Below are 13,921 nucleotides of genomic sequence, written 5' to 3'. Positions count from 1 at the left end.
CGTTTGCCGATGTGATCGGGCGCAAGGGGCATGGCAATGCCCCTTTTGCATTTCCCCGTCAGGCTTATAATCCCCTCTTCAAATTTGTCAGGAGTACAAGATGTTAGCTGCCGTGATCTTCGATATGGATGGTGTTCTGATCGACTCGGAACCTTTTTGGCAACGGGCCCAGATCGCCGTTTTCTCCGAACTGGGTCACCCCCACACCGTCGAGGATTGTGAGTCGACCATCGGTGTGCGCATCGATCAGCTGGTTGCCCACTGGTATCGCCTGCGCCCGTGGAGCGGCCCAACTCAGGAAGAGGTGGTACAGCGCATTCTGGATCAGGTCAACACCCTGATCCTCTCCGAAGGTCAGGCCAAAGCCGGCGTGCTGGAGGCGCTCGACCTTATCGAAGCGCGCGGCCTGAAAGTGGGTCTGGCCACCTCCTCCCCCTTTGCGATGGTAGAAGCAGTGCTCGGCAAACTCGGCATCCGCGATCGCTTTATGGCGGTGCACTCCGCTGAAATCGAGCGTTTCGGCAAACCGCACCCGGATGTCTATATCCACGCCGCCGAGAAGCTGGGGGTGGAACCGGTACACTGTCTGGCCATCGAAGACAGTTTTACCGGCCTGCTGGCGGCCAAGGCGGCCTCCATGACTGCGCTGATCGTGCCGGATCCCGCTTTAGTGGGTGATCCACGCTTGGCCATCGCCAACTACCAGCTCGGCTCGCTAGCTGAGCTCAATGCCGACATGTTGGCCAGCTGGGTCAAGTAGCGCCTGTCGGCGTCTTGCTGTGCTCGCGTTCTCATATCCGCAGGGGGCTCCAGCCCCCTGTTATTGCCAAACAACCGTTGGCAATTCCCCTCTTTTCACCCGTCAATCACAACCGGATTGTGCTTATCGCACACGACCAGTCCAGCCGGTTTCACCTTGCCATCCCTCAGGCTTGATCTCTGTCATAAACGTGCGTTTGCTCGCGGTTAACCCCCTGCAACCCGACTAGAATCAGGGTAGATAGGCGGCCTCAGGGCCCGAGGAGGTTATCATGATCGAGTACACCAGCAAGCGCATCGTCTGCCCCCACTGCGGTCACCATACCCGGGTCGAGCTGGATGCCAGCCAGGGCGATCAGGAGTTTTACGAAGATTGCATGGCCTGTTGCAATCCGATCCACCTGCGGCTTCACCGCGACGAAGCCCGCGACTGCCTGCAACTCTTTGTGGATGCCGACGACGAGCAACTGTTTTGATTGCGAGTCACAAAAGGCCGAGCAGCTGTTTTGCATGCAAGTCGCAAAGAGCTGAGCAGATGTTGTGACTGCGAGCCATAAAAAGTTGAGTGGATATTTTCACCATGTAAATAACAAGGGCCTGCACACTGCAGGCCCTTGCTTATGAGTGGATTGAAACCGAGCCGTTTCCTTTCAGTTACCCCCGCGTGCCGCAAGCACCCGCTCCACGGTATCGACGATGGCCTGGGTCTGGGGATCGATCTCTATATTGGTCTGCCAGCCAGCCTTGACCCACCCCAGGTTGGTGCGAGCCAGGGTCTCGGGGATCAGGTGGACGCAGAACTCCCGCTCGCGCACCTCACCTATGGTCAGACTGATGCCGTCGATGCCGATGTATCCCTTGGTCAGCACATATTTCATCAGCTCGGGAGCAAGGCGATACCACACCTGACGGTTGTTGGGTGTGTCGATCACCGAGGTTACTTCCGCCATCCCGATAATGTGGCCCGACATGGCATGACCGCCGATCTCGTCACCAAAGCGGGCAGCCCGCTCCACATTGACCTTGTCCCCCACCTTTAACAGGCCGAGGTTGGTGAGACGCAGGGTCTCCTGCATCAAATCGAAGCTGACCAGCTCCCCCTCGACCCGGGTGACGGTCAGGCAGCAGCCATTGTGAGCGACCGAGGCGCCGAGGGCCAACCCTTCCCCCCACACCGGGCTTGGCATGCGGATCACATGGGTACGGAAGTTGGGTTGCTCTTCGATGGCGACCAGTTCGGCCACACCTTGCACAATTCCGGTAAACATCATCACCTCTTTGTTTCTGGTAACACGCTCTGTTTTTTATCGCGGCCTGTGGCCGCTTCTTTTACATAATCCGTTTTTTACACAATTCGTTTCGTACAAACTGTCACACCTGCTCCGCCGCCTCAGACCGCGCCAGCACACGAGTCCGGTGCTGGGAATGGATGACCACTATGCCAGCCAGCACGATGAGCAGACACCCCGCCATACTACTGAGGGTCGGCATTTCACCAAACATCAGATAGCCGCAGAGGGTAGAAAAAAAGATCTGGAAATAGAAGAAGGGCGCCAGAGTAGAGGCCTGCGCATACTGCATCGCCTTGATAAGGCAATATTGGGAGAGCAGGGTCACCACTGGTAGCGCCAGCAGATAGGGCCAGTCGGCAAGCGCCGGAAAGCGCCACAGTGCAGGCTGCCAGCAGAGTGCGACCATTGCCACCATCCCCAGCATGAAGCAGGTGACGATTAGGATATCGAGGGTGGTCAGACGTGGATCCACCAGCTTGGTGATGAGGTTGTAGCCGGTGTTGGCCAGTACAATGACCAGTGGCAGCAGATAGTAGAGGTTCGCGTCGCCCCCGTCAGGATGGGTCACCACCAGCACGCCAAACAACCCCAGCAGCACGGCCGCCACCTTGGTCCGGGTCAGACGCTCCCTGAAAAAGATCACGCCCGCCACCACGAAGGCCAGCGAACCGAGCTGACAAATGATGGTGTAGACGTTGAGCGGTACATGGGCCAGCGCAATCACCGAGACCAGCGCACAGACCAGAAACAGCAGCGAGCGCAACAATAGCCAGCGATCCACCGCCAGCAGCGCCGACATGGTGCGCCTTGGCAACAACAGCAGCAGACCGAGGAAAGGAACAAAGAAGCGAAACCAGACCATCTCCATCACGGAGTAGCCATGGAGTACCAGATATTTGTCCGCGCCATCCTTAAGCGTCAGGGCGAGAAGTGCAAACAGCGTCAGAAAGATCGCCAGTGAGTTGCGCAAAGAGAGCAGCATCGAAGAGGCCGAAACAGGAAAAGGGGGTAATCAAACTAACGGGCTTGCCGTAAATTACAACCGCGAGAATGACAAAATGGGAGCAAAACCGCTATATTTGCTCGCCTTTTTACTTTCAAGGAAGCAAATCATGATGGTTTATGAGTGCTGTGAAGCGATCCGTATCGCCTATAACCAGATTGGCTCCGGCGAGCAGGGCTATGTGCCGAAGGCCATCGCCGCCACCATCCGCGCCCTCAACTCGGTCGCCGCCGATGAACGGGTGCCCGCCGAACTGCGCGAGCAGGCTGCCTATGCCGCTGCCAACCTGCTGATCAGCGATCACGAAGACGCCTGATCCCGCTGCCGGGGCGGCAACTATTTCGTCCTGGCTGAATTTCAGGCTAGAATGCCTCCCCCACCCTTTGCACTTTCGTCCGAAAGTGCAAAGGCTCTTCCCGATTTCCGCTCTTTTTTACTCTTATCTGATCCACTCGGAGGTGTCAGTGCAACGTTATTGGTCCGAGGCGAAGCAGCTCGTCCGTCTAGCCAGCCCCATTCTGGTCGCCCAGGTGGCCCAGGTCGCCATGAACTTCGTCGATACCGTGATGGCGGGTCAGGTGAGTGCGGTCGATCTGGCTGCCGTGTCGGTGGCGTCCAGCTTCTGGCTACCGGTGATCCTGCTGGTGCAGGGGATCATCATGGCGCTCACCCCCATCGTCTCCCAGCTCAATGGTGCCCGTAAACGCGAAGCCATTCGCCCGGCCGTTCATCAGGGTTTCTGGCTGGCACTGATCGTCACCCCGCTGGCGATGATCGCGCTTTATTACAGCCCGCTGGCGTTGCAGTTCATGGATGTGGAGCCTGTGATGGCGGCCAAGACCACCGGCTACCTGCACGCCATCCTGTGGGGCCTGCCCGCCTTCGTGATGTTCCAGGTGCTGCGCAACTTCAGTGAGGGGCTCTCCCACACCATGCCCACCATGGTGATCGGCTTTGTCGGGCTGGCGGTCAATATTCCCGCCAACTACATCTTCATTCACGGTCACTTCGGCATGCCCAAGCTCGGCGGTGTCGGCTGTGGCGTCGCTACCGCCATCGTGCTGTGGGCCATGCTGCTGGCGATGATCCTCTATGTGAAGCTCTCCCGTCACTTCACCGAGATCCGCCTCTTTTCCCAGCTGGCTCGCCCCAACGGCAGCCGGATCTGGCGCTTGTTCCGCTTGGGCTTCCCCATCGCCATGGCGATCTTCTGCGAGGTGACCTTGTTTACCGTGGTGGCCCTGATGCTGGCCCCCTTCGGCGCCGAGACGGTGGCGAGCCACCAGATTGCGCTGAACTTCTCCAGCCTGGTCTTTATGCTGCCCCTCTCCATCGGGGTGGGTGTCACCATCCGGGTCGGCCACAGCATCGGCGAGGGTCAGCCTCATCACGCCCGGGTGGCAGCCCGCACCGGCCTGCTGCTGGGGATGGGCATTGCCGCCCTCACCGCAGCCCTGACGGTACTGCTGCGCGAGCAGATTGCCTCCATCTATACCGATGATCAGCAGGTGATTGCGCTGGCCGCATTGCTGCTCTTCTTTGCCGCTGTCTACCAGATCTCCGACTCGGTGCAGGTGGTCGCGGCCGCCGCGCTGCGCGGTTACAAGGATACCCAGGCGATCTTCTACGTCACCATCGTCGCCTACTGGGGACTGGGGCTGCCGACCGGCATGATCCTGGGTCTCACCGACTGGGTGGTACCGCGGATGGGGCCGCAAGGCTTCTGGATTGGCTTTATCGTCGGCCTCACCAGTGCCGCGCTGATGCTGGGGGCTCGCCTGCGCCATATCTATGGTCGCTTCGCGACGCCGGAGGCGTGCACTACCCTGTCGCGGGCCCAGTAAAAGCGGCAACTCGCCTGCAAAATCAACAGGCTGCGCAAGAACTGGGCAAACAGTCTCCTTTGTGCGTATGGCCTGTTGACAGCCTTGGGGGGCATGGGTAGTATGCCGACCACGTCAGCAGCGCTGGCGTAGTGAAGTAAGAGAAAGTGGGTTTATAGCTCAGTTGGTTAGAGCACTACCTTGACATGGTAGGGGTCGTTGGTTCGAATCCAATTAAACCCACCACTTTTTCTGTGATGCGTCCTTAGCTCAGCTGGTTAGAGCACCACCTTGACATGGTGGGGGTCGGTGGTTCGAATCCACTAGGACGCACCATTACAGAACACTGATTATGCGTCCTTAGCTCAGCTGGTTAGAGCATCACCTTGACATGGTGGGGGTCGGTGGTTCGAATCCACTAGGACGCACCATTCAGTTTCAAAACTTTGCAGATATTCCAGGTGTGGGTTTATAGCTCAGTTGGTTAGAGCACTACCTTGACATGGTAGGGGTCGTTGGTTCGAATCCAATTAAACCCACCACTTCCCTGCAGAACAGAAAGTCGCATTGCGCACCCTGCGTCCTTAGCTCAGCTGGTTAGAGCATCACCTTGACATGGTGGGGGTCGGTGGTTCGAATCCACTAGGACGCACCAAATTTTAAAAGCCCGCTCATCGAGCGGGCTTTTTGCATTCTGCCATTTAGCCACTCCCCTGCCCCGCCAATCCGTTCAGCACAATTCGGCAATAACGCAGAGCCTTGTTCCCATAAAAAAACCCGTGCCATCCGATGAATGACACGGGCCGGATAAACGCCGCCAGCGCCTCAGCTCTGCACGGCAATCTCGTACTTCTTTATCTTGCGATAGAGGGTGGCAATCCCAATCCCCAGCGCCTGTGCGGCCAGTTTCTTGTTGCCAAGCCGCTGCAGGGTCTCTTCTATCATCTGTTTCTCCATGCTCTCAAGGCCGCTCTCACCCGGAACGGGTTCAGGCAGCTTCTCCGGCGTGGCGGCGAGCGGAGCTGTGGCAGGCACATTGAACGCCGCATCCAGATTGGTCACCGGGATCGACTGGGCCACCACGCGATGGGGCTCCTGATTGCGGATGATGTTGGGGGGCAGCAGGCTGGCGTCAATCACCTCGCCCGCCTGGCTGACGTTGACCAGATATTCGATGAGGTTGCTGAGCTCGCGCACGTTGCCCGGCCAGCGATACCCCTTGAGCAGCGCCATCACCTCGGGTGCCAGACCGGGATAGACAATGCCAATGCGGCTGGTGTGCAGGTTGAGGAAGTAGTGGGTCAGCAGCTCCACGTCCCCTTCCCGCTCCCGCAGCGGCGGCAGGTTGAGGGGGATGACGTTGATGCGATAGTAGAGATCTTCACGAAACTTCCCTTCGGCGATGTATTGATCGAGATGCTGGTGAGTGGCGGCGATGATGCGAATATCCACCGGCACCGGTCGGCTGGCCCCGATGGGAGTCACCTCCCGCAGCTCCAGCACCCGCAGCAGCTTGGCCTGCATGGTGAGCGGCATGTCGCCAATCTCGTCAAGGAACAGGGTGCCCTGATGGGCCGCCTGGATCAGGCCCTGTTTGCCACCGCTGGAGGCACCGGTAAAGGAGCCCTTCACATAACCAAACAGCTCGCTCTCCAGCAGTTGTTCGGGAATGGCGGCACAGTTGATGGCAATAAAAGGCTTGTCCTGACGGGGACTCAGGCGATGGACAGCGCGGGCCACCACCTCTTTACCGGTGCCACTCTCGCCACAGATCAGCACGCTGGAGGGACTCTGGGCGATGCGGTGCAGCAGCCGCTTGAGGGTGCGCATCGGTTTGCTCTCGCCGATCAGCTGATCGATCCGCACATCCGGATCAGGCTCCTGAACCTGACCGGAGTGGGACTGGTGAAAGGCCATCAGAAAGAGCTGCTGCCCCTGCACATGGTGTAGCTGGCCGATGATCAGCTCCTGACGACCTTCAAAGGTGATGATGTGCTGAAGATGACCACTCAGCCCCTGTTGGGAGAAGGTAAGCGGGCGGATCCCTACTTCGCGCCCCTGCAGCTGTTCCTGCTGGCAACCCAGATGATGGAGTGCCGCCTCGTTGGCGTAGAGCAGTTGACTCTTGTCATCGAGCAGCAGGCAGCCCTGATCCATGTTGGTCATCAGATTGAGGAACACCTTGTTGACCCCGTCCGACAGCCCGCGCGAATCGAGCAACTTGGCCACAAAGATGGTGGAGATGTGACGCACATAGTCACACACATCCTGCAGATTGTTGTTGAGGCGCGCCTGCTGCTCGTCGCTGAAGGCCACCAGACTGATCACGCCGATGCAGCGCTCGTCCACCATGATGGGCACCCCGAGGAAAGCGCGCTCACGGCAGCTCTCCTTGCAGGTACAGCCGTCACACACGGGATCATCGCTGGTGTGGGTAACGATCTTCTCCCGCTGGTTATCAATCACATAGCGCAGCAGGCGGGAATCCCCCTCCAGCTGACGTCCGAAGAACTTGCCATAGGGCCCGGTGCCAGCCACCCGAACCATATCGGCATCCACAATTTCGACCTCAAGCTGCAGCACACTCGCCAGCATCTTGGCAAAGCGCAAGATGGTCGGCTGGATCTGCATCAACAGACACTGGTTGCTCACGGATCTCATCCATCGTTCCTTTTTGTTCTTGTTATCCTCCCCCTAAAGGGAGTCATGCTGGCCAGATACTAAGGGATATCAGGGGGAACTACTTCGGGGGGGATCACGAAAAGGGAAAATGATCCGTATCCTCCGCGACTTCAGAGGCACAGATAAAATTCAATAAAAACATAAAGATGAAAACACATGCAGCAAGATAAATCACTTGGGCCAGCCAAGCCTGCTAATCCGCAAAGTCCATCGACAGATCATGCTGAATGTGGGGAAAACAACCTCTGAAATGGCATCTGGTTCACGCACCACGTACCTGTTTCAAGACTTGGCACTCATGGTCGAAATCCGCTTTATCTTGCGGCTGAATGTAACTTTGCCAGCGGGCAAACAGCTCGGCCGTCGGATAACGATGCAGACGAATACCGGTGCGATAGAGTTTGGGAAAGAGTGGGTCTGGCTGGGATCTCACGACCAGACCGCGCAGCTTCTCGCCAGAGGGAATGGTAATCACCAGCTCATCCCCCTCTTTCAACCGTATGGCCCCAAGAATGCCGATGCCGCCGATGGCTATGTCTCGCACCACCACATAGGGCACCGGATTGAGCAACTCCAGAAACCAGTTGCGACGGCGACATTCCGCCTTGTAACCACCGCCACTAAGTATAAAACGGCGGTGTCTGCGCCAGTCATAACCGGTAGGCAATGCCGGGTCATAGCGCGATTTTGCCTGCCCCACAGGATCAGATTGCTCACTTGTGCCCATCCGGTTTCCCTCACTGGCATTGGTTAAACAGTGTCAGTCAGCTCTTTTTCAACTATAGCTGTCGCCGTTAGGCCCGGGGCTCAGGGTCGGATACGGGGACGACAGATATATTACGGAGGCAATGATGGACAGAGATGGCATGGAAGAGCTTGCTGATCCTGATAGGCTAACTTTCCCCTGCAAGGATGAGATGCAAACGACTGTGACTCGGTTCGATCAAGCAATTGACCAGTGAGTCGCACCGCCGCAGCGATGCAATCTGACTTAGCCAGGCAGATGAAGTGCCAACCAAACCGCTAGCGGGATCACCAGCACAGAGAGGGCATTGCCGCCGAGCACGATACTGGCCACCTTGTCCGGCTGACAGTGATACTGCTCGCAGAGCATGTAATTCAAGACCGCAGGGGGCAAGGAAACCGACAACATCAACAGCGGGATCCACTCCGTCTTGAGGGGCAACAGCCAGATCGCCAGCAGCAGCGACAATCCCCCCGCCAGCAGATAGAGCAGGTTGCACTTGAGCGCGAGGCCAAGGTGATCAAGCTCCCCCTCCATCAGGCGAATACCCAGCGCAAAGAGCATCAGGGGCACCGAGATCTGGCCGAGCAGCGAGGCCGTGGTCACAACATATTCCGGCAGCATAATGTGCAGGTTGGCCACCAGCAAACCGGCCAGCGCGGCCCACAGCACAGGGCTTCGCAGCCACAGCCAGCGGGAGGTATTGGCCGAGAGGATAAACATGCCGACCGAGAAATGCAGCAGATTGGAGAGCACAAAGAGGATCACGATGGCCCCCAGTTGCTGCTCGCCAAATGCCAGCACCATCAAGGGGATACCAAGATTGCCGGTATTTCGGAACATGGCGGGCAAGATCAGGGCTGCCCGCTCAATCCCTTTGAGTTTGAGCAGCGCGAGCAGCAGACCGGGTAACAGAATAACCAGCGCCCCCGCCGCAATCAGCGGCATATGCTCCGCCAGTGCCAGCGGATACTTGACCAGCGCGGAGAAGACCAGCGCAGGGGTAAACAGCTCGATATTGGCTCGATTGACGTAACCGAGCGCAGCCCCCGGTCGCAATCGCCCGTAGAGGGCGCCGAGCCCGACCACACCGAACACCGGGATGACGATATTGAGCAAGGCGCTGAACATGGGCGGCGTCCGTTACAGTTCGCGGGCCGGTTTGCCCATCAGCACCACCGGATCCAGCGTCACTTCCAGTGCGCCGTTACTGACCCAGAGCTGACCATCGGAGATAGTGCAGGTGAGCTGCATGGTGCGCTCGACCATTGCGGTCAGCGGCAGAGTCTGGCTGTCGGAGAGTTCGATGATGCTGAGGTTGTCATGCTGGCTCAGCTTGCCCTGGTTCTGCTTCCACCAGACGCTGGTGCCACGACCGCCGTAGAGGTAGAGCACCACCTGACGGGCACGGTTACAGGCCTTTTTCAGCCGTTTTTCATCGGGTTGGCCCAGCTCGATCCAGAGCTCTATTTCGTCCGAGTAGTTCTTGCACCAGAGCTCGGGCTCGTCATCGGCGCTCAATCCCTTGGTGAACTCCAGTCGTTCAGCGGCATGCCAGGCAAAAGCCGCCAGCCGGATCATCATCCGCTCATCGGTTTCGGAGGGGTGGCGCGCCAGCGTGAGGGAGAAGTCCTGATACAGATTGCGATCCATATCAGACAAACTGATCTGGGCCTTGAATACGGTTGCCTTGAGAGCCATAGAAAACCTTGAACACCTGATAAGAGAAGGGTGAGTGGGAAATACGGGCGCCAGTGTAATCAAAATCGGCGGCAGGTTCGACCATCCTGACCAAAGATTTCCCCTTCCCTGCCGGGATAAGTGCTTTAAAAGACACAAAAAACAAATGCCAGTCCGAAGACTGGCATTTGGCGGCATGGAGAAGCGACTCACTTCTCGGCGGACTGTACCCCGAACGCATTCAGCAGCATGCAACAGGTCACTGCCACCGCCACGAATCCGCTCAGAAAGATAAAGGGCATGGCCCCGTATCCCAGTACTGTCCAGATGGTGTGTTCAAGAAGACTCATTGTTGTGTCCTTCATCCGGTGAAAGGTGTGTTCCTTCTGGCGGATATTGGCTCCGCTCTTGATGCCTCCATTTGACCTGAATCAGCGGTTGGGTCCTATGCCACCAAAGTGATAAATGCAGGGTTCATTTGCGCTGGATCAAGTTTTTTGGCCAAATATCCATGTAGTTCAAGCAATTACCACCGCCAGTCAAGGATAGACACAAACACGGCAGAATAAAAAACGCGCCGGATGGCGCGTTTCCTGGACAGCACAGGCAAGGGATCAGTTGTCGCACAGATCGCTTGGCATGTCCTGACGCAGGCGTGTCCACAGCTTGCCGGACTCGATACCGTACTGACGCACTGTCATGAACACAGCTTCGTGGTTCTTGGTCTCCGCCAGATTGAGCAGGGTCTTGTAGTAGGCATCTGCGGTCTCGCGAGCCTGCTTGTCGGAGAAGTAGTAGCTGCCGACCCGGCTGTACAACCCTTTGAAACCGTTCAGGATCAAAGCGTAGATCGGATTGCCGGAAGCAAACGCCAGCTGGTGGTGCAGGCGATAATCGAACTCGGCATAAGCCTGTGCGTTGTTCTCGACCCCATCGGCGCCACGCAGGATCTCGGCGGCCTGTTCCGGATTGTGACGGATCGCCCCGCGGATAAAGATGGTGCAGATATGGGTACGGGCGGAGAGCAGCTGAGCTATCAGATCAGGTACCTTGTCCTGATCCAGACGGGCCAACGTCTCCAGAATATTGAGGCCGGAGGTTTCCCAGAAATTGTTCACCTTGGTCGGCTTGCCATGCTGTATGGTCAACCAGCCATCACGGGCCAGTCGCTGCAGCACTTCGCGCAAGGTCGTCCGCGTCACCCCGATCAACTCGGATAATTCACGCTCGGCGGGCAGAATAGATCCGGGAGGAAAGCGATTGTTCCAGATGGACTCGATGATGTATTCCTCGGCAAACCCAGCTGGGCTCTGCGCTTTTATAACCATGAATTGACTCTGTTGTAATGCGTAAAAAGGCTGACGAATGATATCAAAGCGATGATGGCTGGCAAGCATAAGGTCAGTCCTCTGCTCACATATGGCAAATATAGTGTTGGGAATATATATCTAATCGCCACGAGGGAGCCAGCCAACCCCGACAAGGTGGTTATAAAACAGACACATGGGCAAAGATCCATCGGCTATCATTTATAATCGTCACGCTTTTTGATTAAAATCACGAGGAATCAGACAGATAAAGGCCAACATCCGGAGGCACAGGTCGAATCATCCTTGACTGCATAGAAGCAGATCCTAACAACAAAGTTGAGACCCATTATCATGCCAATAAGCCTAGGGCAGGCATTCGCCAAGAACTTCTTGGGCAATGCACCACAGTGGTACAAAAACGCCATCTTGCTATTTCTGGTGATCAATCCGATCGCCTTCCACCTTGATCCTTTCATTGCAGGCTGGTTGCTGGTCGTTGAATTTATCTTCACCCTGGCCATGGCCCTCAAGTGCTACCCCCTGCAACCGGGTGGTCTGCTCGCGATCGAAGCCGTGCTGATTGGCATGACCTCCGCCGATCAGGTCAAGCATGAGCTGGTTGCCAATATCGAAGTGCTGCTGCTGCTGGTGTTTATGGTGGCAGGTATCTATTTCATGAAACAGTTGCTGCTCTATGTCTTCACCAAGCTGCTGATCGGCGTACGCTCCAAGATCCTGCTCTCCCTCTCCTTCTGTCTGGTCTCCGCCTTCCTGTCAGCTTTTCTCGATGCACTGACGGTCATTGCCGTGGTGATCAGCGTTGCCACCGGTTTCTATGCCATCTATCACAAGGTCTCTTCCGGCAAGGGATTTGGACATGCACATGACCACACCCATGATCAGGAAGTAAAGGAAGACCACTATCAGGCTCTCGAGCAGTTCCGCGCCTTCCTGCGCAGCCTGATGATGCATGCCGCCATCGGTACCGCGCTGGGTGGTGTCTGCACCCTGGTGGGCGAGCCGCAAAACCTCATCATCGGCGAGCAGGCTGGCTGGCACTTTGGCGAGTTTGCCATTCGTATGTCCCCCGTCTCGCTCCCCGTCTTTATTTGCGGTTTGCTTACCTGTGTGCTGGTCGAGAAGATGGGATGGTTCGGTTATGGAGCCAAATTGCCGGAGTCGGTGCGCGCCATCATGGAGGAGTACAACCTGCATGAGAATGCCAAACGCACCCAGCAGGACAAGGCCAAGCTAATGGTACAGGCTCTGATCGCCATCTGGTTGATCGTCGGCCTGGCTCTGCATCTTGCAGCGGTAGGATTGATTGGCCTCTCGGTCATCGTGCTGGCAACCTCGTTCACCGGTATTACCGAAGAGCATGCTCTGGGCAAGGCCTTTGAAGAGGCGCTGCCCTTTACCGCCCTGCTGGCTGTGTTTTTCAGCGTGGTCGCCGTCATCATCGATCAGCAGTTGTTCAAGCCGGTGATCCAGTGGGTTCTTTCGGCGGAACAAGAGCAACAATTGGCGCTTTTCTATGTAGCCAACGGTCTACTCTCCATGGTCAGTGACAACGTCTTTGTCGGCACCGTCTACATCAATGAGGTGAAGACTGCTCTGCTCAACGGTGCCATCGACCGCGCCCAGTTCGATCTGCTGGCGGTAGCCATCAACACAGGTACCAACCTGCCGTCGGTCGCCACCCCCAATGGTCAGGCCGCCTTCCTGTTTATGCTCACCTCGGCATTGGCTCCGCTGCTGCGCCTCTCCTATGGCCGCATGGTCTGGATGGCGCTGCCCTACACCCTGGTGCTGGGGCTGGTCGGCTTTTTCTCTGTCGAATTACTGCTTGGCCCTGCCACCGAGTGGTTCTATCAGCACGGATGGCTGGTGATGGAGAGTGCGCTGCCAGCGGTACAGCCAGCGCTGCATTAATCCATTGAGATGGTTTCCGAGGGCCCTTTCTGGGCCCTTTTCTTTTCGGTTCCGCTCTGCTCTAATTCAGCCACTGTTTTTTCTGAGAGATCAATTAGATGATCGAGTTTCTCCGCCGTATCGCCGCCCATCGGCTGGCCTGGGGTCTGTTGGCAGCATCAGCCCTGTTCCTCGAGTTGTGCGCCCTCTTCTTCCAGCATGTGCTGGGCCTCTCCCCGTGCGTGATGTGTGTTTACGAACGGTTGGCGACCCTGGGTGTGCTGGCCGCTGGTCTGCTCGGCATGGTGGCGCCGGATAAGTGGTATGTTCGCTGGAGTGCCATGTTGCTGTGGGGCTACAGTGCCTTCCGTGGCTTCCAGCTGGCCCTCAAGCATGTGGACTATCAGGTTAACCCCTCCCCGTTCAACGTCTGCAGCCCGTTTGCCGACTTCCCGAGCTGGGCTCCGCTCGATCAGTGGCTCCCTTGGCTCTTTATGCCGGAAGGGGATTGTGCCCAGATCACCTGGCAGTTCTTCGGTTACTCCATGCCCCAGTGGCTGGTCGTCATCTTCGCCGCTTACCTGTTGGTCTTCACCGTAGTGGCCATCGGCAATCTGGTGAAAGGGCGCTGCTGCAACTGAGTGTCATGCCCGCGTGGAGATAAAAAGGGGGAGCCATTATGGCTCCCCCTTCTCGTTCTGGTTGACCGTATTTCT

General features: G+C 57.2%; 14 protein-coding genes and 5 tRNA genes. 11 read left to right on the top strand and 8 right to left on the bottom strand.

The window, feature by feature from the left end; genetic code table 11:
- Positions 1-100 precede the first annotated feature (100 nt).
- Together hxpB and LRL22_RS05025 are read left to right on the top strand one after the other, a co-directional pair.
- Positions 101-760, top strand: coding sequence for a hexitol phosphatase HxpB (hxpB, locus tag LRL22_RS05030; protein WP_151286893.1), 660 nt, complete (start codon positions 101-103; stop codon positions 758-760).
- A 271-nt stretch (positions 761-1,031) separates the two neighbouring features.
- Positions 1,032-1,235 (top strand): CPXCG motif-containing cysteine-rich protein, encoded by a 204-nt coding sequence (locus LRL22_RS05025; protein WP_005336871.1) that lies wholly within the window; start codon positions 1,032-1,034, stop codon positions 1,233-1,235.
- Positions 1,236-1,409: 174 nt separating this feature from the next.
- Here LRL22_RS05025 and LRL22_RS05020 read toward each other — a convergent pair whose 3' ends face one another.
- Positions 1,410-2,027 (bottom strand): riboflavin synthase subunit alpha, encoded by a 618-nt coding sequence (locus LRL22_RS05020; RefSeq protein ID WP_270904959.1) that lies wholly within the window; start codon positions 2,025-2,027, stop codon positions 1,410-1,412.
- A gap of 103 nt (positions 2,028-2,130) precedes the next feature.
- Positions 2,131-3,033, bottom strand: coding sequence for a DMT family transporter (locus LRL22_RS05015; RefSeq protein ID WP_270904858.1), 903 nt, complete (start codon positions 3,031-3,033; stop codon positions 2,131-2,133).
- A gap of 130 nt (positions 3,034-3,163) precedes the next feature.
- On the opposite strand from LRL22_RS05015, the gene LRL22_RS05010 reads away from it, so the two are divergent.
- The 7 genes from LRL22_RS05010 to LRL22_RS04980 all read left to right on the top strand — a co-directional run bounded on the left by LRL22_RS05010 (position 3,164) and on the right by LRL22_RS04980 (position 5,532).
- Positions 3,164-3,370 carry a YaeP family protein gene (locus LRL22_RS05010; RefSeq protein ID WP_270904857.1) on the top strand — a complete coding sequence of 69 codons (207 nt, stop codon included), beginning with the start codon at positions 3,164-3,166 and terminating at the stop codon, positions 3,368-3,370.
- Positions 3,371-3,518: 148 nt separating this feature from the next.
- A complete protein-coding gene (locus tag LRL22_RS05005; RefSeq protein WP_236342383.1) occupies positions 3,519-4,898 on the top strand; it encodes an MATE family efflux transporter in 1,380 nt (459 codons plus the stop codon).
- Between the two features lie 148 nt (positions 4,899-5,046).
- Positions 5,047-5,123: transfer RNA gene (locus tag LRL22_RS05000), tRNA-Val, on the top strand.
- A gap of 13 nt (positions 5,124-5,136) precedes the next feature.
- Positions 5,137-5,213 (top strand) — tRNA-Val (locus LRL22_RS04995).
- Positions 5,214-5,231: 18 nt separating this feature from the next.
- Positions 5,232-5,308, top strand: a tRNA-Val gene (locus LRL22_RS04990).
- 34 nt (positions 5,309-5,342) lie between these two features.
- A tRNA-Val gene (locus LRL22_RS04985) sits at positions 5,343-5,419 on the top strand.
- 36 nt (positions 5,420-5,455) lie between these two features.
- Positions 5,456-5,532: transfer RNA gene (locus tag LRL22_RS04980), tRNA-Val, on the top strand.
- A gap of 170 nt (positions 5,533-5,702) precedes the next feature.
- On the opposite strand, the gene LRL22_RS04975 is transcribed toward LRL22_RS04980, so the two are convergent.
- The 6 genes from LRL22_RS04975 to fadR all read right to left on the bottom strand — a co-directional run bounded on the left by LRL22_RS04975 (position 5,703) and on the right by fadR (position 11,312).
- Entirely contained in the window at positions 5,703-7,538 is a 1,836-nt protein-coding gene (locus tag LRL22_RS04975) for a sigma 54-interacting transcriptional regulator (RefSeq protein WP_204379845.1), read from the bottom strand.
- A gap of 283 nt (positions 7,539-7,821) precedes the next feature.
- Entirely contained in the window at positions 7,822-8,286 is a 465-nt protein-coding gene (locus LRL22_RS04970; RefSeq protein WP_058056875.1) for a hypothetical protein, read from the bottom strand.
- Between the two features lie 264 nt (positions 8,287-8,550).
- Positions 8,551-9,435 (bottom strand): AEC family transporter, encoded by an 885-nt coding sequence (locus LRL22_RS04965; RefSeq protein WP_270904856.1) that lies wholly within the window; start codon positions 9,433-9,435, stop codon positions 8,551-8,553.
- Positions 9,436-9,447: 12 nt separating this feature from the next.
- Positions 9,448-10,005 carry a YaeQ family protein gene (locus LRL22_RS04960; protein WP_005336887.1) on the bottom strand — a complete coding sequence of 186 codons (558 nt, stop codon included), beginning with the start codon at positions 10,003-10,005 and terminating at the stop codon, positions 9,448-9,450.
- A 188-nt stretch (positions 10,006-10,193) separates the two neighbouring features.
- Entirely contained in the window at positions 10,194-10,334 is a 141-nt protein-coding gene (locus LRL22_RS04955; RefSeq protein ID WP_005345965.1) for a TIGR02808 family protein, read from the bottom strand.
- 264 nt (positions 10,335-10,598) lie between these two features.
- Positions 10,599-11,312 (bottom strand): fatty acid metabolism transcriptional regulator FadR, encoded by a 714-nt coding sequence (fadR, locus tag LRL22_RS04950; protein WP_026034983.1) that lies wholly within the window; start codon positions 11,310-11,312, stop codon positions 10,599-10,601.
- Between the two features lie 333 nt (positions 11,313-11,645).
- Between fadR and nhaB the strand changes: the two genes are divergently transcribed.
- Both nhaB and dsbB read left to right on the top strand, forming a co-directional pair.
- Positions 11,646-13,226, top strand: coding sequence for a sodium/proton antiporter NhaB (gene nhaB, locus LRL22_RS04945; protein WP_163128499.1), 1,581 nt, complete (start codon positions 11,646-11,648; stop codon positions 13,224-13,226).
- 98 nt (positions 13,227-13,324) lie between these two features.
- Entirely contained in the window at positions 13,325-13,846 is a 522-nt protein-coding gene (dsbB, locus tag LRL22_RS04940) for a disulfide bond formation protein DsbB (RefSeq protein ID WP_005336895.1), read from the top strand.
- The last annotated feature ends 75 nt before the right edge of the window (positions 13,847-13,921 follow it).

This window comes from Aeromonas sp. PI_26 (assembly GCF_027854445.1).
GTDB lineage: Bacteria > Pseudomonadota > Gammaproteobacteria > Enterobacterales > Aeromonadaceae > Aeromonas > Aeromonas veronii.
This window is presented reverse-complemented; position numbering and strand designations above follow the sequence as displayed.

Excerpts from the sequence above, each read along its gene's own strand:
- hxpB (WP_151286893.1), top strand. The coding sequence starts at position 101 with ATGTTAGCTGCCGTGATCTTCGATATGGATGGTGTTCTGATCGACTCG.
- LRL22_RS05025 (WP_005336871.1), top strand. The coding sequence starts at position 1,032 with ATGATCGAGTACACCAGCAAGCGCATCGTCTGCCCCCACTGCGGTCAC.
- LRL22_RS05020 (WP_270904959.1), bottom strand. The coding sequence starts at position 2,027 with ATGTTTACCGGAATTGTGCAAGGTGTGGCCGAACTGGTCGCCATCGAA.
- LRL22_RS05015 (WP_270904858.1), bottom strand. The coding sequence starts at position 3,033 with ATGCTGCTCTCTTTGCGCAACTCACTGGCGATCTTTCTGACGCTGTTT.
- LRL22_RS05010 (WP_270904857.1), top strand. The coding sequence starts at position 3,164 with ATGATGGTTTATGAGTGCTGTGAAGCGATCCGTATCGCCTATAACCAG.
- LRL22_RS04975 (WP_204379845.1), bottom strand. The coding sequence starts at position 7,538 with ATGAGATCCGTGAGCAACCAGTGTCTGTTGATGCAGATCCAGCCGACC.
- LRL22_RS04970 (WP_058056875.1), bottom strand. The coding sequence starts at position 8,286 with ATGGGCACAAGTGAGCAATCTGATCCTGTGGGGCAGGCAAAATCGCGC.
- LRL22_RS04965 (WP_270904856.1), bottom strand. The coding sequence starts at position 9,435 with ATGTTCAGCGCCTTGCTCAATATCGTCATCCCGGTGTTCGGTGTGGTC.
- LRL22_RS04960 (WP_005336887.1), bottom strand. The coding sequence starts at position 10,005 with ATGGCTCTCAAGGCAACCGTATTCAAGGCCCAGATCAGTTTGTCTGAT.
- LRL22_RS04955 (WP_005345965.1), bottom strand. The coding sequence starts at position 10,334 with ATGAGTCTTCTTGAACACACCATCTGGACAGTACTGGGATACGGGGCC.
- fadR (WP_026034983.1), bottom strand. The coding sequence starts at position 11,312 with ATGGTTATAAAAGCGCAGAGCCCAGCTGGGTTTGCCGAGGAATACATC.
- nhaB (WP_163128499.1), top strand. The coding sequence starts at position 11,646 with ATGCCAATAAGCCTAGGGCAGGCATTCGCCAAGAACTTCTTGGGCAAT.
- dsbB (WP_005336895.1), top strand. The coding sequence starts at position 13,325 with ATGATCGAGTTTCTCCGCCGTATCGCCGCCCATCGGCTGGCCTGGGGT.